The sequence below is a fragment of the Mumia sp. zg.B53 genome, assembly GCF_019550935.1.
Taxonomy (GTDB): Bacteria; Actinomycetota; Actinomycetes; order Propionibacteriales; family Nocardioidaceae; genus Mumia.
In genome coordinates this window covers 628,474-654,337 of sequence record NZ_JAHWCK010000001.1, presented here as the reverse complement: position 1 = coordinate 654,337, position 25,864 = coordinate 628,474, and the positions used below count along the sequence as shown (strand labels likewise).

General features: G+C 70.0%; 22 protein-coding genes. 12 read left to right on the top strand and 10 right to left on the bottom strand.

Translation table 11 applies throughout. The features are described 5' to 3' along the window. Position 1: 1 nt before the first annotated feature. Together KV102_RS03205 and KV102_RS03200 are read right to left on the bottom strand one after the other, a co-directional pair. Positions 2 to 1,288 (bottom strand): fatty acid desaturase, encoded by a 1,287-nt coding sequence (locus KV102_RS03205; RefSeq protein ID WP_220345289.1) that lies wholly within the window; start codon positions 1,286 to 1,288, stop codon positions 2 to 4. A gap of 10 nt (positions 1,289 to 1,298) precedes the next feature. Further along, the gene (locus tag KV102_RS03200; protein ID WP_220345288.1) at positions 1,299 to 2,390 is read right to left on the bottom strand and encodes a ferredoxin reductase; all 1,092 of its coding nucleotides are present in this window, start codon (positions 2,388 to 2,390) and stop codon (positions 1,299 to 1,301) included. A gap of 166 nt (positions 2,391 to 2,556) precedes the next feature. Between KV102_RS03200 and zwf the strand changes: the two genes are divergently transcribed. Both zwf and KV102_RS03190 read left to right on the top strand, forming a co-directional pair. Next, positions 2,557 to 4,023 carry a glucose-6-phosphate dehydrogenase gene (zwf, locus tag KV102_RS03195; RefSeq protein WP_220341981.1) on the top strand — a complete coding sequence of 489 codons (1,467 nt, stop codon included), beginning with the start codon at positions 2,557 to 2,559 and terminating at the stop codon, positions 4,021 to 4,023. A gap of 64 nt (positions 4,024 to 4,087) precedes the next feature. Then, positions 4,088 to 6,484, top strand: coding sequence for an excinuclease ABC subunit UvrA (locus tag KV102_RS03190; RefSeq protein WP_220345287.1), 2,397 nt, complete (start codon positions 4,088 to 4,090; stop codon positions 6,482 to 6,484). Between the two features lie 18 nt (positions 6,485 to 6,502). Here KV102_RS03190 and KV102_RS03185 read toward each other — a convergent pair whose 3' ends face one another. Then, positions 6,503 to 6,862 (bottom strand): GntR family transcriptional regulator, encoded by a 360-nt coding sequence (locus KV102_RS03185; RefSeq protein ID WP_220341979.1) that lies wholly within the window; start codon positions 6,860 to 6,862, stop codon positions 6,503 to 6,505. Between the two features lie 130 nt (positions 6,863 to 6,992). Here KV102_RS03185 and pcrA point away from each other — a divergent pair, with 130 nt between their 5' ends. Then, the gene (pcrA, locus tag KV102_RS03180) at positions 6,993 to 9,410 is read left to right on the top strand and encodes a DNA helicase PcrA (RefSeq protein WP_220345286.1); all 2,418 of its coding nucleotides are present in this window, start codon (positions 6,993 to 6,995) and stop codon (positions 9,408 to 9,410) included. Positions 9,411 to 9,690: 280 nt separating this feature from the next. Here pcrA and KV102_RS19460 read toward each other — a convergent pair whose 3' ends face one another. Together KV102_RS19460 and KV102_RS03170 are read right to left on the bottom strand one after the other, a co-directional pair. Next, complete coding sequence (locus KV102_RS19460; protein ID WP_220341977.1) at positions 9,691 to 11,025, bottom strand: M23 family metallopeptidase; 1,335 nt, start codon at positions 11,023 to 11,025, stop codon at positions 9,691 to 9,693. A gap of 168 nt (positions 11,026 to 11,193) precedes the next feature. Beyond that, a complete protein-coding gene (locus KV102_RS03170; protein ID WP_220345285.1) occupies positions 11,194 to 12,087 on the bottom strand; it encodes an alpha/beta fold hydrolase in 894 nt (297 codons plus the stop codon). A 106-nt stretch (positions 12,088 to 12,193) separates the two neighbouring features. On the opposite strand from KV102_RS03170, the gene sucC reads away from it, so the two are divergent. Next, positions 12,194 to 13,357 carry an ADP-forming succinate--CoA ligase subunit beta gene (gene sucC, locus KV102_RS03165; RefSeq protein ID WP_220345284.1) on the top strand — a complete coding sequence of 388 codons (1,164 nt, stop codon included), beginning with the start codon at positions 12,194 to 12,196 and terminating at the stop codon, positions 13,355 to 13,357. 14 nt (positions 13,358 to 13,371) lie between these two features. Beyond that, positions 13,372 to 14,265 (top strand): succinate--CoA ligase subunit alpha, encoded by an 894-nt coding sequence (sucD, locus tag KV102_RS03160; protein ID WP_220341974.1) that lies wholly within the window; start codon positions 13,372 to 13,374, stop codon positions 14,263 to 14,265. Between the two features lie 82 nt (positions 14,266 to 14,347). Here the strand turns inward: sucD and KV102_RS03155 are convergent, their stop codons facing one another. Next, positions 14,348 to 14,764, bottom strand: coding sequence for a MerR family transcriptional regulator (locus tag KV102_RS03155; protein ID WP_308290213.1), 417 nt, complete (start codon positions 14,762 to 14,764; stop codon positions 14,348 to 14,350). A 78-nt stretch (positions 14,765 to 14,842) separates the two neighbouring features. Here KV102_RS03155 and KV102_RS03150 point away from each other — a divergent pair, with 78 nt between their 5' ends. Further along, positions 14,843 to 15,811, top strand: a complete 969-nt coding sequence (locus KV102_RS03150) for an NAD(P)/FAD-dependent oxidoreductase (protein WP_220345282.1) — start codon at positions 14,843 to 14,845, stop codon at positions 15,809 to 15,811. 22 nt (positions 15,812 to 15,833) lie between these two features. Here KV102_RS03150 and KV102_RS03145 read toward each other — a convergent pair whose 3' ends face one another. Next, positions 15,834 to 17,705, bottom strand: a complete 1,872-nt coding sequence (locus KV102_RS03145; RefSeq protein ID WP_220345281.1) for a sensor domain-containing protein — start codon at positions 17,703 to 17,705, stop codon at positions 15,834 to 15,836. Between the two features lie 114 nt (positions 17,706 to 17,819). On the opposite strand from KV102_RS03145, the gene KV102_RS03140 reads away from it, so the two are divergent. The 6 genes from KV102_RS03140 to KV102_RS03115 all read left to right on the top strand — a co-directional run bounded on the left by KV102_RS03140 (position 17,820) and on the right by KV102_RS03115 (position 22,942). Next, on the top strand, positions 17,820 to 19,073 hold the full coding sequence (locus KV102_RS03140; RefSeq protein ID WP_220345280.1) for a DUF6350 family protein: 1,254 nt from the start codon (positions 17,820 to 17,822) through the stop codon (positions 19,071 to 19,073). A gap of 19 nt (positions 19,074 to 19,092) precedes the next feature. Further along, positions 19,093 to 19,680: a phosphoribosylglycinamide formyltransferase gene (purN, locus tag KV102_RS03135; RefSeq protein WP_220345279.1), complete on the top strand. Its 588-nt coding sequence runs from the start codon at positions 19,093 to 19,095 to the stop codon at positions 19,678 to 19,680. Beyond that, positions 19,677 to 21,263 carry a bifunctional phosphoribosylaminoimidazolecarboxamide formyltransferase/IMP cyclohydrolase gene (purH, locus tag KV102_RS03130; protein WP_220345278.1) on the top strand — a complete coding sequence of 529 codons (1,587 nt, stop codon included), beginning with the start codon at positions 19,677 to 19,679 and terminating at the stop codon, positions 21,261 to 21,263. The genes purN and purH overlap by 4 nt, the downstream gene beginning before the upstream one ends. 94 nt (positions 21,264 to 21,357) lie before the next feature. Continuing rightward, complete coding sequence (locus KV102_RS03125) at positions 21,358 to 22,218, top strand: bifunctional methylenetetrahydrofolate dehydrogenase/methenyltetrahydrofolate cyclohydrolase (RefSeq protein WP_220341967.1); 861 nt, start codon at positions 21,358 to 21,360, stop codon at positions 22,216 to 22,218. Next, a complete protein-coding gene (locus KV102_RS03120) occupies positions 22,215 to 22,499 on the top strand; it encodes a DUF3017 domain-containing protein (protein WP_220341966.1) in 285 nt (94 codons plus the stop codon). The genes KV102_RS03125 and KV102_RS03120 overlap by 4 nt, the downstream gene beginning before the upstream one ends. Before the next feature lie 44 nt (positions 22,500 to 22,543). Continuing rightward, the gene (locus KV102_RS03115; RefSeq protein WP_220345277.1) at positions 22,544 to 22,942 is read left to right on the top strand and encodes a phage holin family protein; all 399 of its coding nucleotides are present in this window, start codon (positions 22,544 to 22,546) and stop codon (positions 22,940 to 22,942) included. A gap of 71 nt (positions 22,943 to 23,013) precedes the next feature. Here the strand turns inward: KV102_RS03115 and KV102_RS03110 are convergent, their stop codons facing one another. From KV102_RS03110 to KV102_RS03100, 3 genes are all read right to left on the bottom strand, one after another. Beyond that, a complete protein-coding gene (locus KV102_RS03110; RefSeq protein WP_220341964.1) occupies positions 23,014 to 24,003 on the bottom strand; it encodes a malate dehydrogenase in 990 nt (329 codons plus the stop codon). A gap of 114 nt (positions 24,004 to 24,117) precedes the next feature. After that, positions 24,118 to 24,873 carry an aquaporin Z gene (gene aqpZ, locus KV102_RS03105; protein WP_220341963.1) on the bottom strand — a complete coding sequence of 252 codons (756 nt, stop codon included), beginning with the start codon at positions 24,871 to 24,873 and terminating at the stop codon, positions 24,118 to 24,120. 99 nt (positions 24,874 to 24,972) lie between these two features. Next, positions 24,973 to 25,644, bottom strand: a complete 672-nt coding sequence (locus tag KV102_RS03100) for a metal-dependent transcriptional regulator (protein ID WP_301022037.1) — start codon at positions 25,642 to 25,644, stop codon at positions 24,973 to 24,975. Between the last annotated feature and the right edge of the window lie 220 nt (positions 25,645 to 25,864).

Below are 25,864 nucleotides of genomic sequence, written 5' to 3'. Positions count from 1 at the left end.
GTCAGGCGGCCGTTGCCAGCGCCTCGCGTGCGGCCTTCTCGGCCTCGCGCTTCTCGCGACGTAGCGCCTTCGACTCCGGCGAGTTGCCGACCTTGTACGGGTCGGACGGCTTCTTGCCGAGCGCGGCGAGCTGACGGGCGACGCTGCCGATCTGCTTCGAGAGACGACCGGTGTTGTAGTGCAGGTTGTACTTCTCGACGAGTCGGCGCACGTCCTTCGCGACCTCGGGATAGCGGCGTGCCGGGATGTCGGGGAAGAGGTGGTGCTCGATCTGGTAGGACAGGTTGCCCGACATCACGTGGAAGAGCTTGGAGCCGGTGATGTTCGCCGAGCCGAGCAGCTGGCGGAGGTACCACTGGCCGCGCGTCTCGTTCTGGGCCTCCTCCTCGGTGAACGTCTCCACCTCGGCGGGGAAGTGCCCGCAGAAGATGATGATGAACGTCCACACGTTGCGGATGATGTTGGCGGCGACGTTGCCGCCGAGCACGGCCAGCGGGACCCACCAGGCGGTGAACGGCACGAGCGCGACCGAGGCGAGCGGGAAGGCGACGTAGTCCTTGACGACCTGACGACGCACCTTCTGAAGCGCACGCTTCTTGCGGGCGGTGAACTCAGCCTTGCTCATGCGGCCACCGAGGTACTCGTCCAGCTCGATGCCGTGGTACATCACGCCCCACTCGAAGAAGAGCATGAGGAGCGACGCCAGCGGCAGGTTGAACCGGTGGCTCGGGTACCAAGGCTGCTCGTCGTCGATCCGGAACAGGTTGTAGCCGATGTCCCGGTCCATGCCGTGGATGTTGGTGTAGGTGTGGTGGATGTAGTTGTGGCCGTGCTTCCAGTCCTGGGCCGGCGCCACGTTGTCCCACTCGTACTTCTTGCCGTCGACGACCGGGTCGTTCATCCAGTCGTACTGGCCGTGCATCACGTTGTGCCCGATCTCCATGTTCTCGAGGATCTTGGAGATGCCGAGGCTCGCGATGCCGCCGACGAAGGCGGGCGGGAAGAACGGCATGAAGACGCCGACGCGGCCGACGACGTCGCACACGCGCTGTGCCTTGATCACGCGGCGGATGTAGTCGGCGTCCTTCTGGCCGAGGTCGTCCAGGACGCGCTGGCGCACCTTGTCGAGCTCCTTGCCGAACTCCTCGAGCTGCTCGTACGTCATCAGGTCCAGCCCGATGGTGGCGCGGGTCGAGGCGTCCTCGCCGACGAGGGGGACGGGCGCCTGGTTGTGGTTGCTGGCGCTGAGCGGCTCGATCGGGGCGCGCTTCTTGCGGTAGTGGGACATGGGTTACCTCTCAGAGGGCGACGTTGACGTCGCCGACGGGGACCTGGACGCAGATCTTGACGGTCTCGTCGGTGTTGGCGGTGACCTCGCCCGAGATGACATGGCGGACGGCACCGTGGTTCTTCTTGATGGCGCAGGTGTTGCAGACGCCCATGCGGCAGCCGAAGTCGGGCGTGAGCCCGGCCTTCTCGGCCTGCTCGAGGATGGTCGCGCCGGAGTTGGCGGCGTCGATGCCGCTGTCGTCGAAGGTGAGGGTCCCGGTCGCGTCTGCTGCGGAGAGATCGACCGTCGGGACCTTGAAGTATTCCTGGCGCAGCTGCGCTGCGGCGCCGATCTCGTCGTACGCGTCCCGCACCGACGCGATGAGCCCGGCAGGCCCGCACACGTAGGTGAGAGTGGTGGTGGGGTCGACGTCGAGATGCTTGAGATGGACGAGGTCGAACCGCCCGGTCAGCTCGGCGTCGGGCTCGGGGACACGGGTGTAGACGCGGACCACGCGCACCGCGTCGTACGTGGCGGCGAGCTCGTCGAGCTCGGCGGAGAACATCTCGTCCTCGCGGCTGCGGGCGTAGTGGAGGAAGGTGACGCGTCCCGTGTGGCCGTCGTCGCGGAGCGTCCGCAGCATCGACATGACGGGTGTGATCCCGCTGCCGCCGGAGAGCAGCAGCAGGTCCTCTGGGACGGTCTCGGGCAGCACGAACTCGCCGGCGGCCTGAGACAGGTGCACCAGGGTCCCCGGGGCCAGCTCGTGATGCAGGTACTGGGAGACGTAGCCGTCCGGGTGCGCCTTGACGGAGACGCTGAAGAGCCCGTCCTTGCGGCGGGCCGAGCTGGAGACCGAGAAGACGCGCACGCGGCGCTTGCCGTCGACCTCCACGCCGAACTCGACGTGCTGCCCGGGCGCGAAGCCCTCCCAGACGCCGTTGGGTCGGAGCACGACCGTGCTGGCGACACCGGTCTCGTGGATCACCTCGACGACCCGGGCGCGGACGTGCTGCACCACAAGCATGGGGTGGATCTGGTCGAGATAGTGGTCGATGGTGTGGGGCGAGGTCAGGGCAGCGATCGGACGCGAGGCGAGCGCCTTGCGGACGATTCCCATGGGGCCTCCGAGGGTTCAGTGAACGGCCGTGCACCAACAACCTACGCAACCGTAGGTTGGTCGGCAACCCCGCTTGGCTGTGACGGCGGTCACGAGACTCCCCGGTCGCCCCTCGTTGCGGTCGCTCCACCATCGAGATCCGCGGGCGCGCACTACGCTGAGGCGCATGGAGTCGCAGTCGTACGTCATTGTTCTGTTCGGGGCGACGGGGGACCTGGCACGGCGCAAGCTGCTTCCAGGGTTGCTCCACCTCTGGCAGGCCGGCCTGCTCCAGGACGCCCGGATCGTCGGCACGTCGCTCGACGACATGGACCTCGACAAGTTCCGCACGCTGACGCGTGACGCGGTCGACGAGTTCAGCACGCCGGCACCCACCGACGAGGCATGGGCCGAGTTCGCCGGCATGCTCCGCTGGGCGCCTGGTGACGAGGGCGCAGACGGGCTTGCCGCCGTCGTTCGCAAGGCCGAGTCCGAGGTCAGCGGCGAGCCGCAGGTCCTGCACTACCTGAGCGTTCCGCCCAAGGCCGCGCTGTCGGTCGTGCACGAGATCGACGAGGCCGGCCTGGCGCCGCGCTCGCGGATCATCATGGAGAAGCCCTTCGGCACCGACCTCGCGTCGGCCCGGCGTCTGAACGCGGCGCTCCACGAGGTGTTCCGCGAGGACCAGATCTTTCGTATCGACCACTTCCTCGGCAAGGAGGCGGCGCAGAACATCCTGGCGTTCCGCTTCGCCAACGGCCTGTTCGAGCCGATCTGGAACCGCAACCACATCGAACACGTCCAGATCGACGTGCCGGAGACACTGGGGCTCGGTGGGCGGATCGGGTTCTACGAGGAGACCGGCGCCTATCGGGACATGGTCGTGACCCACCTCTTCCAGGTGCTCGGCTTCGTCGCCATGGAGCCGCCGACGGCACTCACCCCGCACGCGATCACCGAGGAGAAGAACAAGGTCTTCCGGTCGATGCTGCCCATCGAGCCCGCCGACGTCGTCCGCGGCCAGTACGCGGGCTACCGCGAGGAGCCGGCCGTGTCGGACGACTCCGAGACGGAGACGTTCATCGCGCTGCGGTGCTGGATCGACAACTGGCGGTGGGCGGGAGTGCCGTTCTACCTCCGTACGGGCAAGAAGCTCGCCGAAGGCGCGCGGATCATCTCGATCGCGTTCCGGGAGCCGCCCAAGAGCATGTTCCCCGAGGGGTCGGGTGTGGGTGCGCAGGGCCCGGACCACCTGACGTTCGACCTCGCGGACCGCGCGCGGCTGTCGCTGTCGTTCTACGGCAAGAAGCCCGGGCACGGCATGCGGATGGACAAGTACTCGATGCAGTTCTCGTTCCACGAGGACCCCGGCGCGGTGTCGGCCCTCGAGGCGTACGAGCGGCTCATCTACGACGCGATGCGCGGCGACCACACGCTGTTTACAACCGCCGACGGCATCGAGCAGCTGTGGGGTCTCTCGCAACAGCTCATCGACCACCCGTCGCCGGTCAGGGTCTACCCGCCGGGTTCGTGGGGGCCGAACGCGATCCACCAGCTGATCGCGCCGAACGCCTGGCGGTTGCCGTTCGAGCGCCCGTGGCGGGAGCACAAGGATGAGCCGCACGACGATGGGCACACGGAGACGCCGCGCTGACGGCCCGCTCGGAGGTCAGGAATGAAGAAGCGACGGGAGCTCGCTCGCCGCTAGCGTGGCGGCCATGGACACCGCCCGCCACCCCGCTCCTCCTCCCCAGGCCGACTCCGACCACGCGGCGGACCGCCACGACCTGATCCGCGTGCAGGGCGCGCGCGAGAACAACCTCAAAGACGTGAGCATCGAGATCCCCAAGCGCCGACTCACAGCGTTCACCGGGGTCTCCGGCTCCGGCAAGAGCTCGCTGGTCTTCGCCACGATCGCCGCGGAGTCTCAGCGGATGATCAACGAGACGTACTCGGCGTTCGTCCAGGGCTTCATGCCGTCGCTCGCGCGTCCCGAGGTGGACCATCTGGAAGGGCTCACCACGGCGATCATCGTCGATCAGGAGCGCATGGGGGCGAACCCGCGCTCCACGGTCGGCACCGCCACCGACGCCAACGCGATGCTGCGGATCCTCTTCAGCAGGATCGGCACGCCGCACATCGGGCCGCCGACGGCCTTCGCCTTCAACGTCCCGACCCGTACGGCGAGCGGCGTGATGAAGACCGAGAAGGGCGGCAAGGAGGAGAAGACGGTCGTCCGCGGTGCGGTCTACCAGGGCGGCATGTGTGCGCGCTGCGAGGGGATGGGAGTGACCAGCGACTTCGACCTGACCGCGTTGTACGACGAGTCGAAGAGTCTTGAGGAGGGCGCGCTGACCGTCCCGGGATACAGCATGGACGGCTGGTACGGCCGCATCTTCAGCGGCGCCGGGATCCCGATGGACAAGCCGATCGCGAAATTCACCAAGAAGGAGCTCCAGCAGCTCCTCTACGCGGAGCCGACCAAGATCAAGGTCGAAGGCATCAACCTCACGTACGAGGGCCTGATCCCCAAGATCCAGAAGTCGATGCTCTCGAAGGACGTCGACGCCATGCAGCCGCACGTGCGTCGATTCGTGGAGCGCGCGATCACGTTCACCACCTGCCCCGACTGCGACGGCACCCGGCTGAGCAAGGAAGCGCTCTCCTCGACGATCCGGGGCAAGAACATCGCCGACCTCTGCCGGATGCAGATCAGCGACCTCGCGGCGTGGATGCGCGACCTCGACGAGCCGGGAGTCGCCCCCCTCGTCCGCGGCCTCCAGCACCTGCTCGTCGCGTTCCAGGAGATCGGCCTGGGATACCTGAGCCTCGAGCGTCCCGCCGGCACGCTGTCGGGCGGCGAGGCGCAGCGGACCAAGATGATCCGCCACCTCGGCTCGTCCCTCACCGACGTCACGTACGTCTTCGACGAGCCCACCATCGGGCTCCACCCGCACGACATCGAGCGGATGAACCAGCTGCTCCTCCAGCTGCGCGACAAGGGCAACACCGTGCTCGTCGTCGAGCACAAGCCCGAGACGATCGCGATCGCCGACCACGTGGTCGATCTCGGTCCCGGCGCGGGGGCCGACGGGGGCACGATCTGCTACGAGGGCACCATCGAGGGTCTCCGGGAGAGCGACACGACCACCGGGCGCCACCTCGACGACCGCGCGAGGCTCAAGGAGGAGGTCCGCACGTCCACCGCGGCGCTCGAGATCCGTGGCGCGTCGATGCACAACCTGCAAGACGTGGACGTCGACGTGCCGCTGGGCGTGCTGTGCGTCGTCACCGGCGTCGCCGGCTCGGGCAAGAGCTCGCTGATCCACGGCTCGATCGCCGAGCGCGACGGCGTGGTCGTCGTCGACCAGGGCGCCATCAAGGGTTCGCGACGCAGCAACCCCGCGACGTACACGGGTCTGCTGGAGCCGATCCGCAAGGCCTTCGCCAAGGCCAACGGCGTGAAGCCGGCACTGTTCAGCTCCAACTCGGAGGGTGCGTGCCCGGCCTGCAAGGGCGCAGGAGTGATCTTCACCGAGCTCGGGGTGATGGCGACCGTCGAGTCGACCTGCGAGGAGTGCGAGGGCCGGCGCTTCCAGGGATCGGTCCTCGAGTACACCTTCGGTGGCCGCAACATCGCCGAGGTGCTGGCGATGTCGGTGACCGATGCCGAGGCGTTCTTCAGCGACGGTGACGCACGGACACCGGCTGCGCACAAGATCCTCCACCGGCTGGTCGACGTCGGGCTCGGCTACCTCAGCCTCGGGCAGCCGCTGACGACCCTGTCGGGCGGAGAGCGGCAACGGCTCAAGCTGGCGGCGCAGATGGCCGAGAAGGGGGACGTCTACGTCCTCGACGAGCCGACCACCGGTCTCCACCTCGCCGACGTCGAGCAACTGCTCGCGCTGCTCGACCGGCTGGTGGACTCCGGGAGGTCGGTGGTGGTCATCGAGCACCACCAGGCCGTGATGGCCCACGCGGACTGGATCATCGATCTCGGTCCGGGAGCAGGCCACGACGGAGGCAGGGTCGTCTTCGAGGGCACCCCCGCTGATCTCGTCGTCGACCGGTCGACCCTCACCGGCAAGCACCTCGCGGACTACGTGGGTGCCTGAGCGCAGACTCGGTGGGCGTCAGAGCCAGCGGTCCTCGACCATCCTGACGCCTTCGGTGCGAGCCAGGCCCAGGCGGCGAAGCTCGCTGACGTAGGCGTCGGCCGCCGCGGCAGCGGCACGTGAGACGTCGGCTGTCATCACCGACGTACGGACGAACGTCCCGCGGCGCCCCAGCGTCTCGACGACGCCTTCGGCCTCCAGTGCGCGGTAGGCCTTCGCCACGGTGTTCACCGCGAGGCCGAGATCGTGGGCGAGCGCACGCACTGTCGGGATACGTGCCCCCGGACCCAGCGTGCCGTCGGCTGCCTGCGACGCGATCTGGCGGCGTACCTGCTCGTACGGGGGTTCACCCACGTCGGGATCAATGACGATGCGCACGTCGGCGCCTCCTTAGCTCGCAGTGACCCCCCTTGTCAAGAGTAGGCCGCCACTGGTGAACAGTGGGTCAGCTTGTTCCAGTACGCCCGGCGCGATCATGTCCGTCGGTCCCCGTAGGCTGGGGAGCACGATGAGCCTCCCGTTTCCCGTGCCCTCAGACCGCCTGCCGGGCGGCTCGCGACCCGGCGACGCCCGTACGACCCCCGCTCTCGGCAGCCCTGGCGGAGGCGGCCACGACGGTCCGAGCGACGAGGAGATCGAGGCGCGCCGCGCGGCGAAGGCAGACGCGCTGCTCGAGGGGCTCAACGACCCCCAGCGCGCGGCCGTCACCCACGCGGGCGGCCCGCTCCTGGTCGTCGCCGGCGCAGGCTCGGGCAAGACCCGTGTCCTGACGCGGCGCATCGCCTGGATGATCTCGCAGCACCACGTCCACCCGGGGTCGATCCTCGCGATCACCTTCACCAACAAGGCCGCTGCCGAGATGCGCGAGCGCGTCGCCGACCTCGTCGGCGGGCGCGCGCGGCTGATGTGGGTGTCGACGTTCCACTCGGCCTGCGTACGCATCCTCCGCAAGGAGGCCCAGCGCTTCGGCTACTCGTCGACGTTCACGATCTACGACGCGGCCGACTCCAAGCGCCTCATGACCCAGGTCTGCCGAGACCTCGAGCTCGACCCCAAGCGGTTCCCGCCGCGTGGAGTGCTCAACTGGGTCTCCAACCTCAAGAACGAGCTCGTCGACCACGAGCAGGCGTCATCCAAGGCGCACAACGACACCGAGCGCGCCTACGCCACGGCCTACGTGGCCTACCAAGAGCGTCTACGGGCGTCCAACGCCATGGACTTCGACGACCTCATCATGACCACGGTTCACCTGTTCCAGGCGTTCCCCGACGTCGCCGACGTCTATCGGCGCCGGTTCCGTCATGTGCTCGTCGACGAGTACCAGGACACCAACCACGCCCAGTACGTCCTCATCCGCGAGCTGTGCACCGAGCCCGACTCCGACCTGCTGGTGGTGGGCGACTCCGATCAGTCGATCTACGCCTTCCGCGGGGCCAACATCCGCAACATCCTCGAGTTCGAGGCCGACTTCCCGACAGCGACGACGATCATGCTCGAGCAGAACTACCGCTCGACGCAGTCGATCCTCGACGCGGCCAATGCCGTCATCTCCCGCAACGAGGGCCGCAAGAAAAAGAACCTGTGGTCCGCGCAGGGCAAGGGCGAGGCCATCATCGGCTACGTCGCCGACGACGAGCACGCCGAGGCGCAGTTCGTCGCCGACGAGGTGGACAGGCTGACCGACGAAGGGCTGGCCAAGCCCAGCGATGTCGCCGTCTTCTATCGGACCAACGCACAGTCGCGCGTGTTCGAGGAGGTCTTCATCCGCGTCGGCCTGCCCTACCGGGTCGTCGGCGGGGTGCGCTTCTACGAGCGCAAGGAGATCAAGGACGCGATCGCCTACCTCCGGGTGCTGGTCAACCCGGCCGACGCGGTCTCGCTGCGTCGCATCCTCAACACCCCCAAGCGCGGCATCGGAGACCGGGCAGAGGCCGTGGTCGGGGCGTACGCCGACCGTCTCCGCATCACGTTCTGGGAGGCGTTGCAGCGTGCGGAGGAGGCACCCGGCATCGCGACGCGGTCGCTCAAGCAGATCGCCGGCTTCGTCGAGACGATCACCGGCCTGCAGGAGATGGCGGCGTCGGGCGAGCCGGTCGACGTGGTTCTCGAGGCGACGCTGGCCCGCTCCGGCTACCTCGATGAGCTCGAGAACAGCACCGATCCGCAGGACGAGGCTCGCGTCGAGAACCTCTCCGAGCTGGTGGCCGTCGCGCGCGAGTTCGTCTCCGACGCCGCGACGCTCACCGCCGATGCGGGAGACGGTGACGCAGAGACCGCCGACGACGACGTCCTGCAGCCGGGTTCCGTGGCCGCGTTCCTCGAGCGCGTCTCGCTCGTCGCCGACGCCGACTCGATCCCGGACTCCGGCGACGGCATGGTCACCTTGATGACGCTGCACACGGCCAAGGGGCTGGAGTTCCCAGTCGTGTTCCTGACCGGGCTCGAGGAGTCGATCTTCCCGCACATGCGGTCGTTGGGTGATCCCAAGGAGCTCGAGGAGGAGCGCCGGATCGCCTACGTCGGGCTCACCCGGGCCGAGCAGCGGCTCTACGTCACCCGGGCGCTCGTACGCTCCGCCTGGGGCGCGCCCTCGCACAACCCGCCGTCGCGCTTCCTCGACGAGATCCCCGAGGACCTCGTCGACTGGAAGCGCACCCAGGCCGACACGACCACGTGGTCCGGCGGCTACCTGCCGCGCCGGACCTCCGCGGCCCCGTTGCGTTCGGCGACGGCTGACAAGGCGAGCAAGGCCAAGCGTGACGTTCCGAACCTGTCACCGGGCGACCGTGTCTCACACGACACGTTCGGTCTGGGGACGGTGGTGGCGGTCGAGGGTGCGGGTGACCGTGCCGTGGCGTCGGTGGACTTCGGGTCCGAGGGCGTCAAGCGGCTCCTGCTGCGCTACGCCCCCGTCGAGAAGATCTGACCCCGGGTCACCTTCTGGCGCTCGCGGGTCACTTCCTGCCGCCCGCGGGTCACTTTCTGGCACTCGCGGGTCACTCCCTGCTGCCCGCGGGTCGCTTTCTCGACTCCGTGGTTCACTTTCTGGCGCCCGGCCCCGCCCGCCGTACCGATCGGGGAGGTGATCCCGCCAGCGGTAGGGCGAGTGACCCGCGAGGCCTAGAGGGTGACCCGCGAGCGATTAGAGAGTGACCCGCGAAGGCCAGACACTGACCCGCGAAGGCCAGACACTGACCCGCGACGGGTTAGGGGAAGACGTTGTGTTCGCGCAGGGCGGTCATCGGGTCGACCGGCGTGTCCGGGGTGGGCCGGACCTCGAGGTGGAGGTGCGGGCCTGTCACGTTGCCGGTCGAGCCGACATAGCCGATCACGTTGCCCGGCGCGACCGAGTCGCCCACGCTGGCCTTGACCGACGACTGGTGGCAGTACCAGATCTGGGTGCCGTCCTCGAGGGTCAGCACGGTCTTGTTGCCGTACGCCCCGTCGAAGCCGGTGCTGGTCACCGTGCCGCGGGCGATCGCGACCAGCGGCGTGCCTGAGGGGGCCGCGAAGTCGAGCCCGGTGTGGGTCGTCGACCAGAGCGAGCTGGACTGGCCGAAGCGTGCGGTCAGGCGGTAGCCCGTCAGCGGGAGGACCCACTGCTTCTTCTTGATCTCCTGCGAGCGGGCCTCTGTCTTGTCGGCCAGCTGCGAGAGAGCGGTGCTGCGCTGAGCGGCCTGCTGCTCCGCCTGCTTGGCGATCAACGCCCGGTCGAAGTCACGGGTCACGTCGACGTTGTTGGGGTCGTACCGCTTGGCGGCCGCGCCACCCGAGACGTCGGCGGACAGCGCCTTGAAGTCGGCGGTCTCCATGACCGGCGGCTTGGCCGACGACATGGCCACCGCGCCGAAACCGGCAACCACCAGGGCGGCGGCACCGATCACAGCCGGCGTCGGGAGCCCGGGGAAGCGACGGGTGCGCGTGTGGGCGGAGCGGGAGCCAGGAGGAGTGGCACGGCGAGCGGTGCGCATCTCGCCGGAGCGTCGCTCGGTGATCGTGGTGTGCTCGGAGACCGCATCGATCGTGGCCGTGGACTCGGCCGGGATCGGGGGGAGCTCTGCGGCGCGCTTGCCGCGGTAGGACGACGCAGTAGTGGAGCCGGTCGGGGCGCTCTCACGCGGGGCGCTCTCACGCGGGGCGCTCTGCGCGACCTCGGGCTCGGAACGCCGGGCCCGGCGGCCCGGTGCGGAAGGTTGGTCACGCGCGGGGGGCGTCGCGGACGAGCCGGCAGAGGAGTCGATCGCGCTCGGGAGCTGAGGAAGCGCAGGCTGCGGGCGGCTGACCTCCGCCTGGGAGGCGACCTCGGTGCGGACCGCGGTGATCTCGGTCCGGATGAGCGTGGTCTCGACGGCCGACGCGGGAAGCGGCGTCGGGTGGATCTGGGGAGATCGCGTCGCCTCGCCGGCGGGGGAGGCCGTACGGCCTGCGACCCTGCGTCCGCTCGTGGCGGCGGAGGCGTTGGGGGTGGTGGAGTCTGACGGTCGCGAGATGCCCCTCTTGGGCTTCTCGGCGCGGCGCTTGGGCGCGGGGCGCGACGTCACGTACTCAACCTCCACTGTGGACTGCCTGGATGTTGACCCTAACGGAAGCGCCCCCGTTACCGAAGAGTGACAACCGGACCACTGTCCTGCATCTTGGGCGACTGGTCAAGGTCAGCCTCTGGATCCCTGTCGTGGCGGGGGAGGGACGGCCCGTCTATGACCTCGATCTCAGTTCGTGCCGGGCGCTGCCGACACCGTCTCCCGCACCGTGGAGGCGACCGCCTCCGGCCGGGTCCAGGGCACCCAGTGACCGGCGCTGACCTCGTGCCGGGACAGGTGCCGTACGTAGTGCGACAGCCCGTCGTACAAGGACGGCGAGAGGAAGTCGTCCTCAACCGGGATCACCAGCGTCACCGGGATGTCCGTCGGCTCGGGGAGCGGTGACGACGCCGACCGGAAGGCGTTGGCGCGATAGAGGTTGAGCCCGTTGGCCGCCGTCGTCCCGAACGAGTCCGGCCAGTGGTCCTCCTCGAGCCCTTGCGAGCGCGCCAGTGCCTGTCGCACTCGATCTGGTGCCGCGCGTACGACGAGCTCGGGGATGACGGGCACCTGGAACGCGAGGATGTAGGACGACTTCGCGAGCTGTCCCGCGAGGCGCCGCCAGCGGTGTTCGCGCGCGGAGGTACGGAGGTACGCGCCGTACAGCCGCAGGTCCGGCCCGCTGATGGACACGAACGACGCGATCCGTCCGTGAAGTCGGGGGTCGTCGCCCGCGGCGAACACCGCGGCCCACAGCTGCACCGAGCCCCAGTCGTGACCGACGAGATGGACGGCGCCGCCGTCGGGGCGGACGGCGTCGAGGACGGCGACGAGGTCGTCGACCAGCCGCTCCACCCGATAACCCGCTCGGGCGCTCGGTGCCGAGGACTCGCCGGCGCCGCGGGAGTCGTAGGTCACGACGTCGTGATCGTCGAGCAGGGGAACCACCCGGTCCCAGACGTGGTGGTCGTCGGGGTAGCCGTGCAAGAGGACAACGGTGGGTCCCGTACGGGTGCCCGACCGGTGCACGGCGAGCGTCACGCCGGCAGAAGGCACACTGAGAGGAGCGCTGTCACCTGCCATGCGCGGATCCTAGTCCGCGCACCCCGTCCGGTTGTGACGAGGCTCACGGGGCTAAAGTCGCGAAGGTTGTACGGCAGCGCACCTGTACCAAAAGGACGGCATCACCGTGGATCTGATGGAGTACCAAGCGAAGGAGCTCTTCGCCAAGCATGGGGTTCCCGTGACGCTCGGCGTCGTGGCGAACACCCCTGAAGAGGCGCGCAAGGGCGCCGAAGACCTGGGTGGCGCAGTCGTCGTCAAGGCCCAGGTCAAGGCCGGTGGCCGCGGAAAGGCCGGCGGCGTCAAGCTCGCCAAGACGCCGCAGGAGGCCTTCGACCGCGCCAGCGACATCCTCGGCATGGAGATCAAGGGCCTGACGGTCAACCGGGTCCTGGTCGCGCCCGCCGCCAGCATCGAGGACGAGTACTACTTCTCCTTCCTGCTCGACCGCGCCAACCGGCAGTACCTCTGCATCGCGTCGGTCGAGGGTGGTGTCGAGATCGAAGAGGTCGCGAAGACCAACCCCGACGCCGTCAAGCAGATCCCGATCGACCCGGGCACCGGCATCGACGAGGCGACGGCCCGCGCGATCGCGACCGAGGCAGCCTTCCCCGAGCCGATCTTCGAGCAGGCCGTGACGCTGATCGAGGCGCTGTGGAAGGTCTTCGTCGAGGAGGACGCCACTCTGGTCGAGGTCAACCCGCTCGCGCGTCTGGCCGGCGACAAGCTCGAGGCGCTCGACGGCAAGGTCTCGCTCGACGACAACGCCGACTTCCGCCACCCCGATCATGAGACCTTCGTCGACAAGAGCGCGGAGAACCCGCTCGAGGCGAAGGCCAAGGCGCTCAACCTCAACTACGTCAAGCTCGACGGCCAGGTGGGGATCATCGGCAACGGTGCGGGCCTGGTCATGTCGACCCTGGACGTCGTCGCGTACGCCGGTGAGAAGCACGGCGGCGTGAAGCCCGCGAACTTCCTCGACATCGGCGGCGGCGCGAACGCCGAGGTGATGGCGAACGGTCTCGACGTGATCCTCGGCGACCCCGACGTCCGGTCGGTGTTCGTCAACGTCTTCGGCGGCATCACCGCCTGTGACGAGGTCGCCAACGGCATCGTGGGTGCACTCGATCTGCTCGGCGACGCGGCGACCAAGCCGCTCGTCGTCCGCCTCGACGGCAACAACGTCGAGCTCGGTCGGCAGATCCTCGACCAGCGCAACCACCCGCTGGTCACCCTGGTCGACACCATGGACGGCGCGGCCGACAAGGCCGCCGAGCTGGCGAACGCCTGAGAGGGGTCGAGGACATGTCGATCTACCTGAACAAAGACTCCAAGATCATCGTCCAGGGCATCACCGGCGGGATGGGTGCCAAGCACACCGCGCTGATGATCGACGCCGGGTCGAACATCGTCGGAGGTGTGAACGCCCGCAAGGCGGGCACCACGGTGACCCACAAGAAGGGCGGCGCTGAGGTCGAGCTGCCCGTCTTCGGGACCGTCAAGGAGGCGATGGCCGAGACCGGCGCCGACGTGTCGGTCGTGTTCGTGCCGCCGGCCTTCACCAAGGACGCCTGCGTCGAGGCGATCGACGCGGGCATCGGTCTGCTGGTCGTCATCACCGAGGGTGTGCCGGTCCAGGACACGGCCGAGGTCTGGTCGTACCTCGAGGGCAAGCAGACCCGGATGATCGGGCCGAACTGCCCGGGCATCATCACGCCGGGCGAGTCGCTGGCCGGCATCACTCCGCACACGATCGCGGGCAAGGGCCCGGTCGGCCTCGTGTCGAAGTCGGGCACGCTGACGTACCAGATGATGTACGAGCTGTCGGACCACGGCTTCTCGACCGCCATCGGCATCGGCGGCGACCCGATCGTCGGGACGACGCACATCGACGCGCTCGAGGCGTTCGAGAACGACCCCGAGACCCTGGCGATCGTGATGATCGGCGAGATCGGTGGCGACGCCGAGGAGCGGGCCGCGGCGTACATCAAGGAGCACGTCACCAAGCCGGTCGTCGGCTACGTGGCAGGCTTCACTGCCCCGGAGGGCAAGACGATGGGCCACGCCGGCGCCATCGTCTCGGGCTCCTCGGGCACCGCCGAGGCCAAGAAGGAGGCCCTCGAGGCCGCCGGTGTCAAGGTCGGCAAGACGCCGTCCGAGACCGCCGAGCTCATGCGCGAGATCCTCAAGGCTCTCTGACGCAGGCCCGACGGCCGCGCCAGCGCGGCACGTACGAGGCGCCCCGACCGGGTTTCCGGTCGGGGCGCCTCTGCGTACGGCATCACGTGTGGTCCGGGCCCTCGGCGTTCCACTCGCCGCCCTGGAGGACGTCGTCGAGGGTGGACCGGAAGTTCGGGCACGAGGTGATGTCGTGCGCCCGGCACTCCAGCGCGTGGGCGGTCATCTCGCGGGACCGGACCATCTCGGCCATCCGCCGGTCCAGATCGGCGATGTGCGCCTCGAGGACGCTGTGCCGTCCGGCGGACTGCCCGTCCAGGAGTGCTCGGATCTGGTCGAGAGACATGCCCGCGGCCTTGCTGCGGAGGATGACGGCGACACGGACGACGTCGCTGTCGTCATAACGGCGTCGGCCGCCCGCGTCTCGGCCTGGCGCGAGCAGGCCGACCGACTCCCAGTGCCGGAGGACGTTCGTCGGGAGGTCGAACCTGGCCGCCAGGTCGCCCACGGACCATGTCACTTCGTCGGAGGTTGACTTCATGTTGACATGAAGTCACATGCTGGGTACCTCAATCAACCCAGAGCATGAGAGGACACCATGACCATCGCACCGGACAAGACCTACGACGCCGTCGTGATCGGCGGAGGCCCGGCAGGACTCCAGGCCGCGTTGACGTTGGGCAGGATGCGGCGTGACGTGGTCGCGTTCGACTCCAGCGAGTACCGCAACGCCTCGGCGCGGCACATGCACAACGCCGTCACCCGCGACGGGACCTCGCCCGAGGACTTCCGTACGGCGGCTCGCGCGGAGCTCGCCGCGTACGACACGGTGGAGACGTGCGAGGCGAAGGTGACGGAGGTCGTCCCCGAGGGAGATGTCTTTAGCGTTCGCGTGGATGCCGCGCCCGACGGTGGCCCGCTGCGCGTGCGCGCGAAGAACGTCATCCTCGCCACCGGGCTGCGTGACACGCTGCCCGACACCCCAGGGCTGGCGGAGCTGTGGGGCGACATCGTCGCCCAGTGCCCCTACTGCCACGGGTACGAGCTCAAGGGGCGCCACGTCGCCATCCTCGGAAGCGGTCCCCACGCAGGCCGTGTGAGCATGCTGCTCGCGCGGATCGCCGACCGCATCACGGTGCTCGCCGACGGCGAGGACCTCGAGGGGGAGACCCGTGAGCTCCTCGCGAGGAACGGGGTGCACGTGCGGGAGGAGCCGATCTCCGGCGTCCAGCGTCGCGGCGACGGGGCGGTGGTGTCGTTCGCCGACGGGCCGGCCGAGGAGATCGGCGGGATGTTCGTCACCACGGGTTCCTTCGCCCAGGCCGCGCCGTTCGCCGAGCAGCTGGGCCTGGACATGCTGCCGTCGGGCTGCATCCGGACCGACGAGCTGGGTCGCACGAGTCGCGACGGGATCTATGCCGCCGGTGACCTCGCGCACCTCGCCTCGTTGCCGATGCCGCTGGCCTCGGTCGTCACGGCCATCTCGGCGGGACTGCTGGCCGCCACGGCTGTCGACCAGGATCTCGTGGACGCGGCCATCGCCGACCCCGTGCCCGCCATGGCCTAGCGGGGACGCGGCTCGACGCCGGTCAGCGCCAGTGGGCGAGGCGCTGGCCGGCGCGATCGGCAATCTGGGAGAACTGCCCGGCGCTCAGGTCGGCCCGCTTGTTGCCCGACTGCGCGACCTCGGTGACCGTGGCGCCCCGGACGACGAGCGCGAGGCGATAGCTGATCACCGACTTGCGGCCGGTCTCGAACGACATCCGCCAGGTCTTGCCGGTGTAGCCGGCGCCACGGATCGGCTTGCCGGCGGAGATCGTGGCCGCCTGGTTGCGGTCCTCGCACTTCGCGATGCGCTTCTCGAGGCTCTTGACGAAGGCGCGTGCTCGAGCCGGCGTCCGGAAGGTGGCGATCGACTGGCCGATACCGAAGGTTCGCGGCGCAGCCTTGTCGTTCGGGACGACGTACATCCGACCACGCGCCTTGACGACGCCGCGCGTGAGGAAGTTGGCGCGGTCGCACATGGTGGCGGCGGGGTTGTCGCTGGGTGCCTTGGGCTCGGTGCCCGCCCACGGCTGCGACTGGGCACCCACCGGAGGCAGGTCGACGGCGGCGAGGAAGCCGGGGTTGGACGACGTCCGGGGGAGCGGTGCCCCGACGACCTTCGTCGACGTCGTGCAGGGACCGCCCGACGCGGCGCACGCGAGCCGCATGCCCTCGACGAGCGTCTGGCCGAACGCCGCCATCGACGGAGCGGCCGAGCCGTCGGCGCGGTGCATCAGCATCGTGTTGACGACGCCGGTCTGCATCAGACCGATGGTGAGCGTCCTGGTGGGAGACGTGAGCTCCTGGAGCCGCAGGATCGTCACCGGCGACGCCGCCCCGGCCACGGTCGCGCTGCTGGAGGTGATCTGGACCCGCGGCACCGCGCAGTCGGCGTACCACTGGAGCCGACGCTTGAACGCCTGCTGCGCACCTTGGGTGTCGCGCGCGACCTCGAGGACGTGCACCGCCTGCTCCGGCTGGCCGTACGCCTCGAACTCACGGAGATAGGTCTTGGCGGGCCGGTCGGTGGCGAAGCGTCGCGGGGCGCAGGAGGTCAGCGGGTCGTCACTCGTGTCACGGACGTCCTCGCCGGCGGGCTCCGCCGAGGCTTCACCCTCGTCGTCCACCGCCGACTCGTCCGCGACCGTCGTGACCGTGGTCCAGTCGCGCTTGGGGTTGATCCGGCCGACCTCGATCGCGTTGAGCAGCGAGCGCGCTGTGACCGCGTCACCGGGTCGCGCCGGCTCGACCATGCGCTCGCCGACGCGGTTGCGCTCCTGCGCGTGGGCGGGGCTCAGAGGAGCGGTCGGTGCGACGGCGAACCCGGCGGCCACCACCGCCGCGGTCGCCGCCGCGACGGAGCCGAGGGTGCGGCGGCGGCTGCGCTTGCGCGCCTTGCCGCGGATGCTGGCGGGGCGTTGGAGGGGGATGCGCTCGGAGATCTCCGACAGTCCGAGGAGGCGGCTCTCGACCTGCCCGATGCTCTGGCCCAGGGCCTGCTCGAGCTCGGTGACCGCCTGCTGGGTCTCGGTGACGGCGTCAGTGTCGGTCATCGCGAGGTCGCGAGCAGCGGAGGACAGGTCGAGCTCGCCCAGGGTCTGGAGGATGATGAGCCGACGGGTGCGGTTGCCGAGTCCCTGCAGCGCCTCGATCAGGGCGACGTCGCTGTCGTCCTCGTTCCGGCGGCGCCACGGCCGGGTGCCGCGGGCCACGCGTGCGTGGCGGAACGCCTCGCCGCGCACGAACGCGAGAGGGTCGCGGGTCCGCTGCTTGCCCCAGCTCTGCCACGCCTTCCCGTACGCCTCGGCGACCGCCTCTTCGGTGAGCGTGCGGTCACCGCTCTCGGCGTACGTGAGGTGGGTCACGTAGCGGCTGGTGGAGTCGTAGAAGGTGTCGAACTCTTCCACCTTCGGCATGACTCGGATCTCCCAACGTCGGGGTGAGGTGCTCGGTCTTTTGGGCGGTCCCCCTGGCAGCGCGTCCGGCGTGCCTCCGTCCCGGCGACCCAGGCTACAGGGACGATGGTGATGATGACCGAGACCTTGAGATCAGCACCGGGCCCTGTTCGTGGACGCCTCGTCGGCGTCGGGCGGCCTGGTTGGGCGGCCGGCGCGACCGGCGCCCTCCTCGCCGCAGCCATCGGCCTCCTGCTCTGCGGTGGCCTGACCGTCGTGGTCTGGCTCTCCGGCGAGGGAGGGACGGCCGGAGGAGCGCTGCGCGGCGGCGCGATCGGCTGGCTCGCCGCCCACGGGACGGGCGTCGCGGTCGGGAGCACGGTGATCAACGCGATCCCTCTGGGCCTCCTCGCCCTCGTCGTGGTGCTCCTGCACGGCGCGGTGTCGCGGCTCGCCGCCGCGTACGGGGTGTCGTCCTCGGTGCGGGAGGCGGTGATCGCCGGCCTGGCGTGCGGGACGGCGTACGCGGTGGTGCTCGTCCTCGTGGCGTGGTGGTCGGCCTTGGCGGCGGTGCAGGTCGAGCCGCTGCGGGCCGCGTTCGCGGGCTTCCTCCTGGGCGCGCTGTGCGGGACGACCGGGTGTGCCCAGGGGACGGGAGTCGCCCGTCGCCAGTACTTGGCGCTGCCCGTGCTCGGGCGGGCTGCGCTGCGGGGCGCGATGCTCGGCGCGGCCGTCGTGCTCGCCGTGGCGGCGCTGCTCGTCCTCGGCGGCCTCGTGGTGCGCCTCGATGCCGCAGGCGCACTCTGGAGCGGCTTGAACCCTGGTGTCCTCGGCGGCGTGGGGCTGCTCCTCGTGTGTGTGCTCGTCCTGCCCAACCTCGTCCTGTGGAACGCCGCTGCCCTCCTCGGCCCCGGGTACGCCGTGGGTACGGGCACCTCGGTGACGCTCACCTCCAGCGGTCTGGGAGCCGTTCCCGCCCTGCCGGTCCTGGCTGCGCTGCCGCCGGTCGGTCCGCGTCCGGAATGGCTGGTGGTCCTCGCCGTGGTGCCCCTGCTGGCCGGTGCGGTCGCCGGATACTCCACCGTGGCCCCGCGACCGGACGGGGCGAGGGTCGGCACCCTTCGTACAGTCCTCACCGCGGGTGCCGGGTCGGGTGCGCTCGCCGGCTCGGCCGTCGCGGTCGGCCTGCTCCTGTCCGGCGGCGCCATCGGACCCGGACGGCTGGGCCACACCGGTCCCGACGTCGGCCTCGCGGTGCCGCTGTCGATCGTCGTCCTCGCCGTGGGTGGCGCGGTCGGCGCGGCCGCGGCGCACTATCGTGGGCGCCGTGGAGCAGACGACGCCGCCTCCGCGGTCCCAGACACGCCGGACTCCACCCCCGTCGACTGACCGTCCGGCACGGCTCGTCGTGCTGGTCTCCGGGTCCGGCAGCAACCTGCAGGCCCTGATCGACGCATCCCGCGACCCGGCCTACGGTGCCGAGGTCGTCGCGGTGGGCGCCGACCGCGACGGGATCGAAGGGCTCGCCCGCGCGGAGCGTGCCGGTGCGGCCACGTTCGTCCACCGGCTCCGCGACCACGAGGAACGGGCTGCCTGGGACGCCGCCCTGACCGCGAGCGTGGCTTCGTACGAGCCTGACCTCGTCGTGTCGGCGGGCTTCCTCAAGCTGGTGGGCGCGCAGTTCCTCGCCGCCTTCGCCGATCGCTACGTCAACACCCACAACTCGCTGCTGCCGAGCTTCGTGGGGATCCACGGACCGCGCGACGCCCTCGCGTACGGGGTCAAGGTCGCGGGCGCCACCCTGTTCTTCGTCGACGACGGCGTCGACACCGGGCCGATCATCGCCCAGGTCGCCGTCCCGGTCCTCGACGAGGACACCGAAGACACGCTCACCGAGCGGATCAAGGAAGCAGAGCGTCGTCAGCTCGTCGACGCCGTCGGAGCGATGGTCCGCGGAGGCTGGACCATCGCCGGAAGAAAGGTCACCATCGGATGAGCGATGACGCGTACGGCGCACGTCAGGACGACGGCAGGCGCGCGATCAAGCGGGCCCTGATCTCGGTCTATGACAAGACGGGGCTCGAGGCGCTCGCCAGCAGCCTCCATGCCGAGGGGGTCGAGATCGTCTCGACCGGGTCGACGGCCGAGCGCATCGCCGAGGCAGGCGTGCCGGTGAGGCGGGTCGAAGAGGTGACCGGCTTCCCCGAGACCCTCGACGGCCGGGTCAAGACGCTGCACCCGCGCCTCCACGCGGGAATCCTCGCCGACCTCCGGCTCGACAGCCACGTCGAGCAGCTCACCGACCTCGAGATCGAGCCGTTCGACCTGGTGGTCAGCAACCTCTACCCCTTCCGGCAGACGGTGGCCTCGGGCGCCGCGCCTGACGACGTGGTGGAGCAGATCGACATCGGCGGCCCGTCGATGGTCCGCGCGGCGGCCAAGAACCACCCGTCGGTCGCCGTCGTGGTCGATCCGCGACGCTACGACGCCCTGCTCGACGCCGTCCGCGGCGGGGGGTTCACGCTGGCCCAGCGCGCGCGGCTGGCCGCCGAGGCGTTCACCCACACCGCGTCGTACGACATCGCGGTCGCGTCGTGGTTCGAGAACGTCTACGCGCCGCAGCCCGAGCAGCAGTTCCCGGCGTGGATCGGTGGCGACTGGGGGCTCTCGACGGTGCTGCGCTACGGCGAGAACCCGCACCAGGCTGCGGCGCTCTATCACGGTGAGCGGCCGGGGATCGCGAACGCGACCCAGCTCCACGGCAAGGAGATGTCTTACAACAACTACGTCGACGCCGATGCGGCGCGCAGGGCCGCGAACGACTTCGACGAGCCCGCGGTCGCGATCATCAAGCACGCCAACCCGTGTGGCATCGCGGTCGGCGACGACGTGCTCGACGCGTACACGAAGGCCCACGCGACCGACCCCCTGTCCGCGTACGGGGGCGTGATCGCGGCGAACCGGCCGGTGACGGTCGAGATGGCCGAGAAGGTCGCCGAGGTGTTCACCGAGGTCATCGTGGCGCCCGAGTTCGAGCCGCGCGCGGTCGAGGTGCTGACCCGCAAGAAGAACATCCGCATCCTGGTCGCCCCGCTGGACGAGCACGCTCAGCGGATCGAGCTGCGTCTGATCTCGGGCGGTGCGCTGATGCAGGCCCGCGACCACGTCGACGCACCCGGCGACGACCCGGCGGCCTGGACCCTCGTCGCGGGTGAGCCCGCCGACGACGCGACGCTCGCCGACCTGGCGTTCGCGTGGAAGGCGTGCCGCACGGTGAAGTCCAACGCCATCCTGCTCGCGAAGGACCGTGCGGCCGTCGGCGTCGGGATGGGCCAGGTGAACCGTGTCGACTCCTGCAGGCTCGCCGTCGAGCGCGCCGGTGAGCAGCGGGCGAGCGGCGCGGTCGCTGCCTCGGATGCGTTCTTCCCGTTCGCGGACGGGCTGCAGGTCCTCATCGGCGGCGGGGTCCGTGCGGTGGTGCAGCCAGGCGGCTCGGTCCGTGACGAGGAGGTGGTCGCGGCGGCGAACGCCGCCGGGATCACCATGTACGTCACCGGGTCGCGCCACTTCTTCCACTGACGCGTCGGGCCGTGCGTCAGAGCGCGTGCGGCCCGACTCCGAGGGTTCCGAGGCGAGGGGGCCCGCACGAAGTCTTGCATGCGAGACTTCTCGGGTGAGCGCACAGATTCTCGACGGCAAAGCAGCGGCCTCGGCGATCAAGGCCGACCTCACCGAGCGGGTCACCGCCCTCGCGAAGCGCGGTGTACGACCGGGGCTGGGCACGCTGCTGGTCGGAGACGACCCCGGCAGCCAGATCTACGTCGCCGGCAAGCACCGGGACTCCCTGCAGGTGGGCATCGAGTCCATCCGGGTCGACCTGCCCGCGACCGCCACGCAGGCCGAGGTGCTCGCCGCGGTCGACACGCTCAACGCCGACCCCGCGTGCACGGGATACATCGTGCAGCTGCCGCTGCCCAAGGGCATCGACGAGAACGCCGTCATCGGACGGATCGATCCGGCGAAGGACGCCGACGGGCTCCAGCCGACCAACCTCGGGTGGCTGGTGCTCAACGAGCCCGCCCCGCTCCCCTGCACGCCACGCGGGATCGTGGAGCTCCTGCGCTGGGGTGGCGTCGAGATCGCCGGCGCCCACGTCGTCGTGGTCGGACGCGGCGTCACCGTCGGACGCCCGCTCGGGCTCCTGCTGACGCGACGCTCCGAGAACGCCACCGTCACGTTGTGCCACACCGGCACCCGCGACCTCGCCGCCGAGGTGCGGCGCGCCGACATCGTCGTCGCGGCGGCGGGTGTGCCGTCGATCGTCACCGCCGACATGGTCAAGCCGGGGGCGGCGGTGCTGGACGTCGGCGTGAGCCGTGACGCGGAGGGCAAGATCGCCGGTGACGTCGACGCGGGCGTCGCCGAGGTGGCCGGATGGGTCTCGCCCAACCCCGGCGGTGTCGGACCGATGACCCGGGCGATGCTCCTCCAGAACGTGGTGGAGGCCTCCGAACGCGCAGCCGGCGTGGCATGAGCCGACGGGAGGGTCTCACAGCGGGCACGCAGATGTACGCCGCGCTGGTCGTGGCCGTCGTCGTGGGTCTGGCTCTCGTGGCCTTCGGAGCGTGGCGGCAGGGCATCATCCTGCTCGGCGGCGCGCTCGTCCTCGGTGGCGCCGTGCGCGCCGTCCTCCCCGAGCCCCGCACCGGGCTCCTTCGGGTGCGGGGCCGGGTCTTCGACACCGCGTGGATGCTGTTCCTGGGATCCGGGCTCGTCACGCTCGCCTTCGTCGTACCCCCCGGGATCGGCTCCTGAGCACGAAACCTCGACGCGAGGTCGGTCGCCGCTAGGCTGCGGCCATGATCCGGCTGCTCATCAACGCCGCCATCGCGCTGGGGTCGAGCGCGGTCGGCATCCTCGTCGCGACCTGGGCGCTGCCCGGCATGGACGTCGAGGCGAGCGGATTCGCGACGGCGGTCGTGGTGTTCACCCTCGCTCAGGTGATCTTGTCGCCGTTCGTCACGACGGTCGCGGCGCGCAACGCGCCGGCCTTCCTCGGCGGCATCGGGCTGGTCTCGACCCTGGTCGCGCTGATCATCGCCCGGGTGGCGACCGACGGACTGTCGATCTCCGGGGTCACGACCTGGGTTCTTGCGGCACTGATCGTGTGGCTGGTGACGGCGCTCGCCGCATTCTTCCTGCCGATGATCTTCCTCAAGCGCCGCCGCGACGACAGGGCCGCCGGCAGACCGCGCTGACGGGACGACGAAAGCCCCGACCCCAGCCCGTACGGGCCGGAGGTCGGGGCTTTCGCAGATCGTGCCTGCGCTCAGATGAGGCCGAGCTTGGTGACGGCCTCGCGCTCCTCGGCGAGCTCGGCGACCGAGGCGTCGATCTTGGCCCGCGAGAAGTCGTCGATGTCGAGGCCCTGGACGATCTCCCAGTCACCGTTGCGAGTCACGACGGGGAACGACGAGATGAGACCCTCGGGGACACCGTAGGAGCCGTCGGACGAGACGGCCATCGAGACCCAGTCGCCCTCGGCCGAGCCCTGCAGCCAGTCGCGCGCCGCGTCGATCGTCGCCGACGCCGCCGACGCCGCCGAGGACGCACCGCGGGCCTCGATGATCGCAGCGCCGCGCTTGGCGACGGTCGGGATGAAGTCGTTCTCGATCCACGCCTGGTCGCCGACGACCTCGGCGGCGTTCTTGCCGGCGATCTGGGCGTGGAAGAGGTCTGGGTACTGGGTGGCCGAGTGGTTGCCCCAGATCGTCATCTTGGAGATGTCGGTGACCTTTGCGCCGGTCTTCGCGGCGAGCTGCGAGATCGCGCGGTTGTGGTCCAGGCGGGTGAGCGCAGAGAAGCGCTCGGCGGGGATGTCCGGCGCGTTGGTCTTGGCGATGAGCGCGTTGGTGTTGGCCGGGTTGCCGGTCACGCCGATCCGGATGTCGTCGGCGGCGTGGTCGTTGAGCGCCTTGCCCTGCGCGGTGAAGATCGCGCCGTTGGCCTCGAGGAGGTCGCCCCGCTCCATGCCCTTGGCCCGCGGACGGGCGCCGACGAGGAGGGCGAGGTTCGCGCCGTCGAAGATCGTGTTGGCGTCGTCGCCGATCTCGACGGAGTCGAGCAGCGGGAACGCGCAGTCGTCGAGCTCCATCACGACGCCCTCCAGCGCCTTGAGAGCGGGCGTGATCTCGAGCAGACGAAGCTGGACCGGGGTGTCCGGGCCGAGTAGATCGCCGGCGGCGATCCGGAAGAGCAGGCTGTAGCCGATCTGACCGGCGGCGCCGGTGACGGCGACCTTCACGGGTGTTGCGCTCACGACATCTCCTTGCAAGGGCGGGGCGTACAGGCACGTACGTGCTCCTGACGCTAGCAAGGCGGGGCCCTTCCCTGCTGTCAGGGGTGCGGGCCCGGCTCGCTGTGCGGAGAGAGGTCAGGAGTCGGAGTCTCCGACCACGTCGACGTCGGACCGGTCGACGCCGGTGATGAAGACGAACGTGGCTCCGGCGATGGCCGCGCCGATCAACGGCGCGAGGATGAACAGCCACACCTGCGCCAGGGCGTCCGCCCCGGCGAACCACGCCACGCCGAGCGACCTGGCCGGGTTGACCGAGGTGTTCGTGACCGGGATGGAGATCAGGTGGATCAGCGTCAGGCCGAGGCCGATCGCCAGCGGCGCGAACCCGACGGGGGCACGCTTCGAGGTCACGCCGAGGATGATGTAGACGAACATCGCCGTCATCACGATCTCGCACACCAGGCAGGACCACAGGGCGTACCCGCCGGGCGACCTGTCGCCGTACCCGTTGGTCGCGAAGCCGCTGTCGACCGCGGAGAAGCCCTCCACCCCACGGGCGATGGCGAGCAGGACGGCTCCAGCGATCGACGCGCCGACGATCTGCGCGGCGGCGTATGGACCCACGTCACGCCACGGGAAGCGCCGTGCCACGGCGAGGCCGACGGTGACCGCGGGATTGAAGTGGGCCCCCGAGATGTGGCCGACGGCGTACGCGCCCGTCAGGACGGTCAGGCCGAACGCGAACGCGACGCCGAGGTGTCCGATGCCCAGGTTGCCGACCTCGGGTGTCACGAAGACCGCTCCGAGGACGGCGGCGCCACAACCGCCGAGCACCAACCAGAACGAGCCGAGCACCTCGGCTCCGAGACGAGCACGTAGATCGGGCGTCATGGATCCCCCCTCGTGGGCGGGACGTCCCCCTGACAGTCCCGTCTCGCATTGTGCTCGCCCTGCGCCCGGTGTGCACCCCGGGTCGTGGCACGCCGGTCGTCAGTCGGCCGGCAGCACCCAGATCGCCTCGGCGGCGCGCAGTCCCAGCTCGGTGGCGATGCCGCCGATCTCGACAGCGAGCGTCCCCGCGAAGTCTCGCCGCTCCACGAGCACCAGGGGACTGTCGAGCACGACGCCGAGCCCGGTGAGGTGGCGCAGGAGGTCGGGATCTGCGTCGGAGACGCGGGCGACGACGAACGTCGCCGGATCGTGCCTCTCGCTCAGGCGTACGGCACCCAGTCCGGGGACGGACCCGTCACGTGAGGGGATCGGGTCACCGTGCGGGTCCCGGACGGGCCGGCCGAGCCTGTCGTCGAGGCGTTCGACGAAGGCGTCCGACACGGCGTGCTCGAGGATCTCCGCCTCGTCGTGGACCTCGTCCCACGCGTAGTCGAGGTAGTCGACGAGGAAGGTCTCGAGGAGGCGGTGGCGACGCACCATCTGCACGGCCGCGGCACGACCGGCCTCGCTGAGCTCGATCGTCCCGTACGGCGCGTGGCGCAGGAGTCCGCGCTCGGTGAGACGGCGCACGGTCTCCGAGACGGTCGACGGCGGCTGGCCCAGCTTGGCGCCGAGCGCCTTGGACGTCACCGGCTCGGCATCCCACTCCGTCATCGCCCAGATGGTCTTCAGATAGTCCTGGTGGGCGGTGGAGAGGGCGGTCACGATCACGCGCCTCAGCGTAGCGGCGAGAAGATTTCGGTGATCCGAACTTTATCCTTCGATCTGCCGTATGCTGTGGTGATGGCACCGGAAACCGTGCGGCGCGGCATCGCCGGCCTCCTGCGGACGACCGCCTTCGTGGCGGCCTTCGTCGTGGTGGTCGCGGTGTTGTCGGCCTGGGACTTCTGAGCCCTCCCGCGAGCGAGTGAGCGACCTCACGCCCTGACCT

Bases quoted from the DNA above. Each gene is read 5' to 3' on its own strand.
- pcrA (WP_220345286.1), top strand. From the start codon at position 6,993: ATGAGCCTCCCGTTTCCCGTGCCCTCAGACCGCCTGCCGGGCGGCTCG.
- zwf (WP_220341981.1), top strand. From the start codon at position 2,557: ATGGAGTCGCAGTCGTACGTCATTGTTCTGTTCGGGGCGACGGGGGAC.
- KV102_RS03205 (WP_220345289.1), bottom strand. From the start codon at position 1,288: ATGTCCCACTACCGCAAGAAGCGCGCCCCGATCGAGCCGCTCAGCGCC.
- purH (WP_220345278.1), top strand. From the start codon at position 19,677: ATGAGCGATGACGCGTACGGCGCACGTCAGGACGACGGCAGGCGCGCG.
- sucD (WP_220341974.1), top strand. From the start codon at position 13,372: ATGTCGATCTACCTGAACAAAGACTCCAAGATCATCGTCCAGGGCATC.
- KV102_RS03120 (WP_220341966.1), top strand. From the start codon at position 22,215: ATGAGCCGACGGGAGGGTCTCACAGCGGGCACGCAGATGTACGCCGCG.
- KV102_RS03115 (WP_220345277.1), top strand. From the start codon at position 22,544: ATGATCCGGCTGCTCATCAACGCCGCCATCGCGCTGGGGTCGAGCGCG.
- KV102_RS03190 (WP_220345287.1), top strand. From the start codon at position 4,088: ATGGACACCGCCCGCCACCCCGCTCCTCCTCCCCAGGCCGACTCCGAC.
- KV102_RS03145 (WP_220345281.1), bottom strand. From the start codon at position 17,705: ATGCCGAAGGTGGAAGAGTTCGACACCTTCTACGACTCCACCAGCCGC.
- KV102_RS03200 (WP_220345288.1), bottom strand. From the start codon at position 2,390: ATGGGAATCGTCCGCAAGGCGCTCGCCTCGCGTCCGATCGCTGCCCTG.
- KV102_RS03150 (WP_220345282.1), top strand. From the start codon at position 14,843: ATGACCATCGCACCGGACAAGACCTACGACGCCGTCGTGATCGGCGGA.
- KV102_RS03140 (WP_220345280.1), top strand. From the start codon at position 17,820: ATGACCGAGACCTTGAGATCAGCACCGGGCCCTGTTCGTGGACGCCTC.
- aqpZ (WP_220341963.1), bottom strand. From the start codon at position 24,873: ATGACGCCCGATCTACGTGCTCGTCTCGGAGCCGAGGTGCTCGGCTCG.
- KV102_RS03170 (WP_220345285.1), bottom strand. From the start codon at position 12,087: ATGGCAGGTGACAGCGCTCCTCTCAGTGTGCCTTCTGCCGGCGTGACG.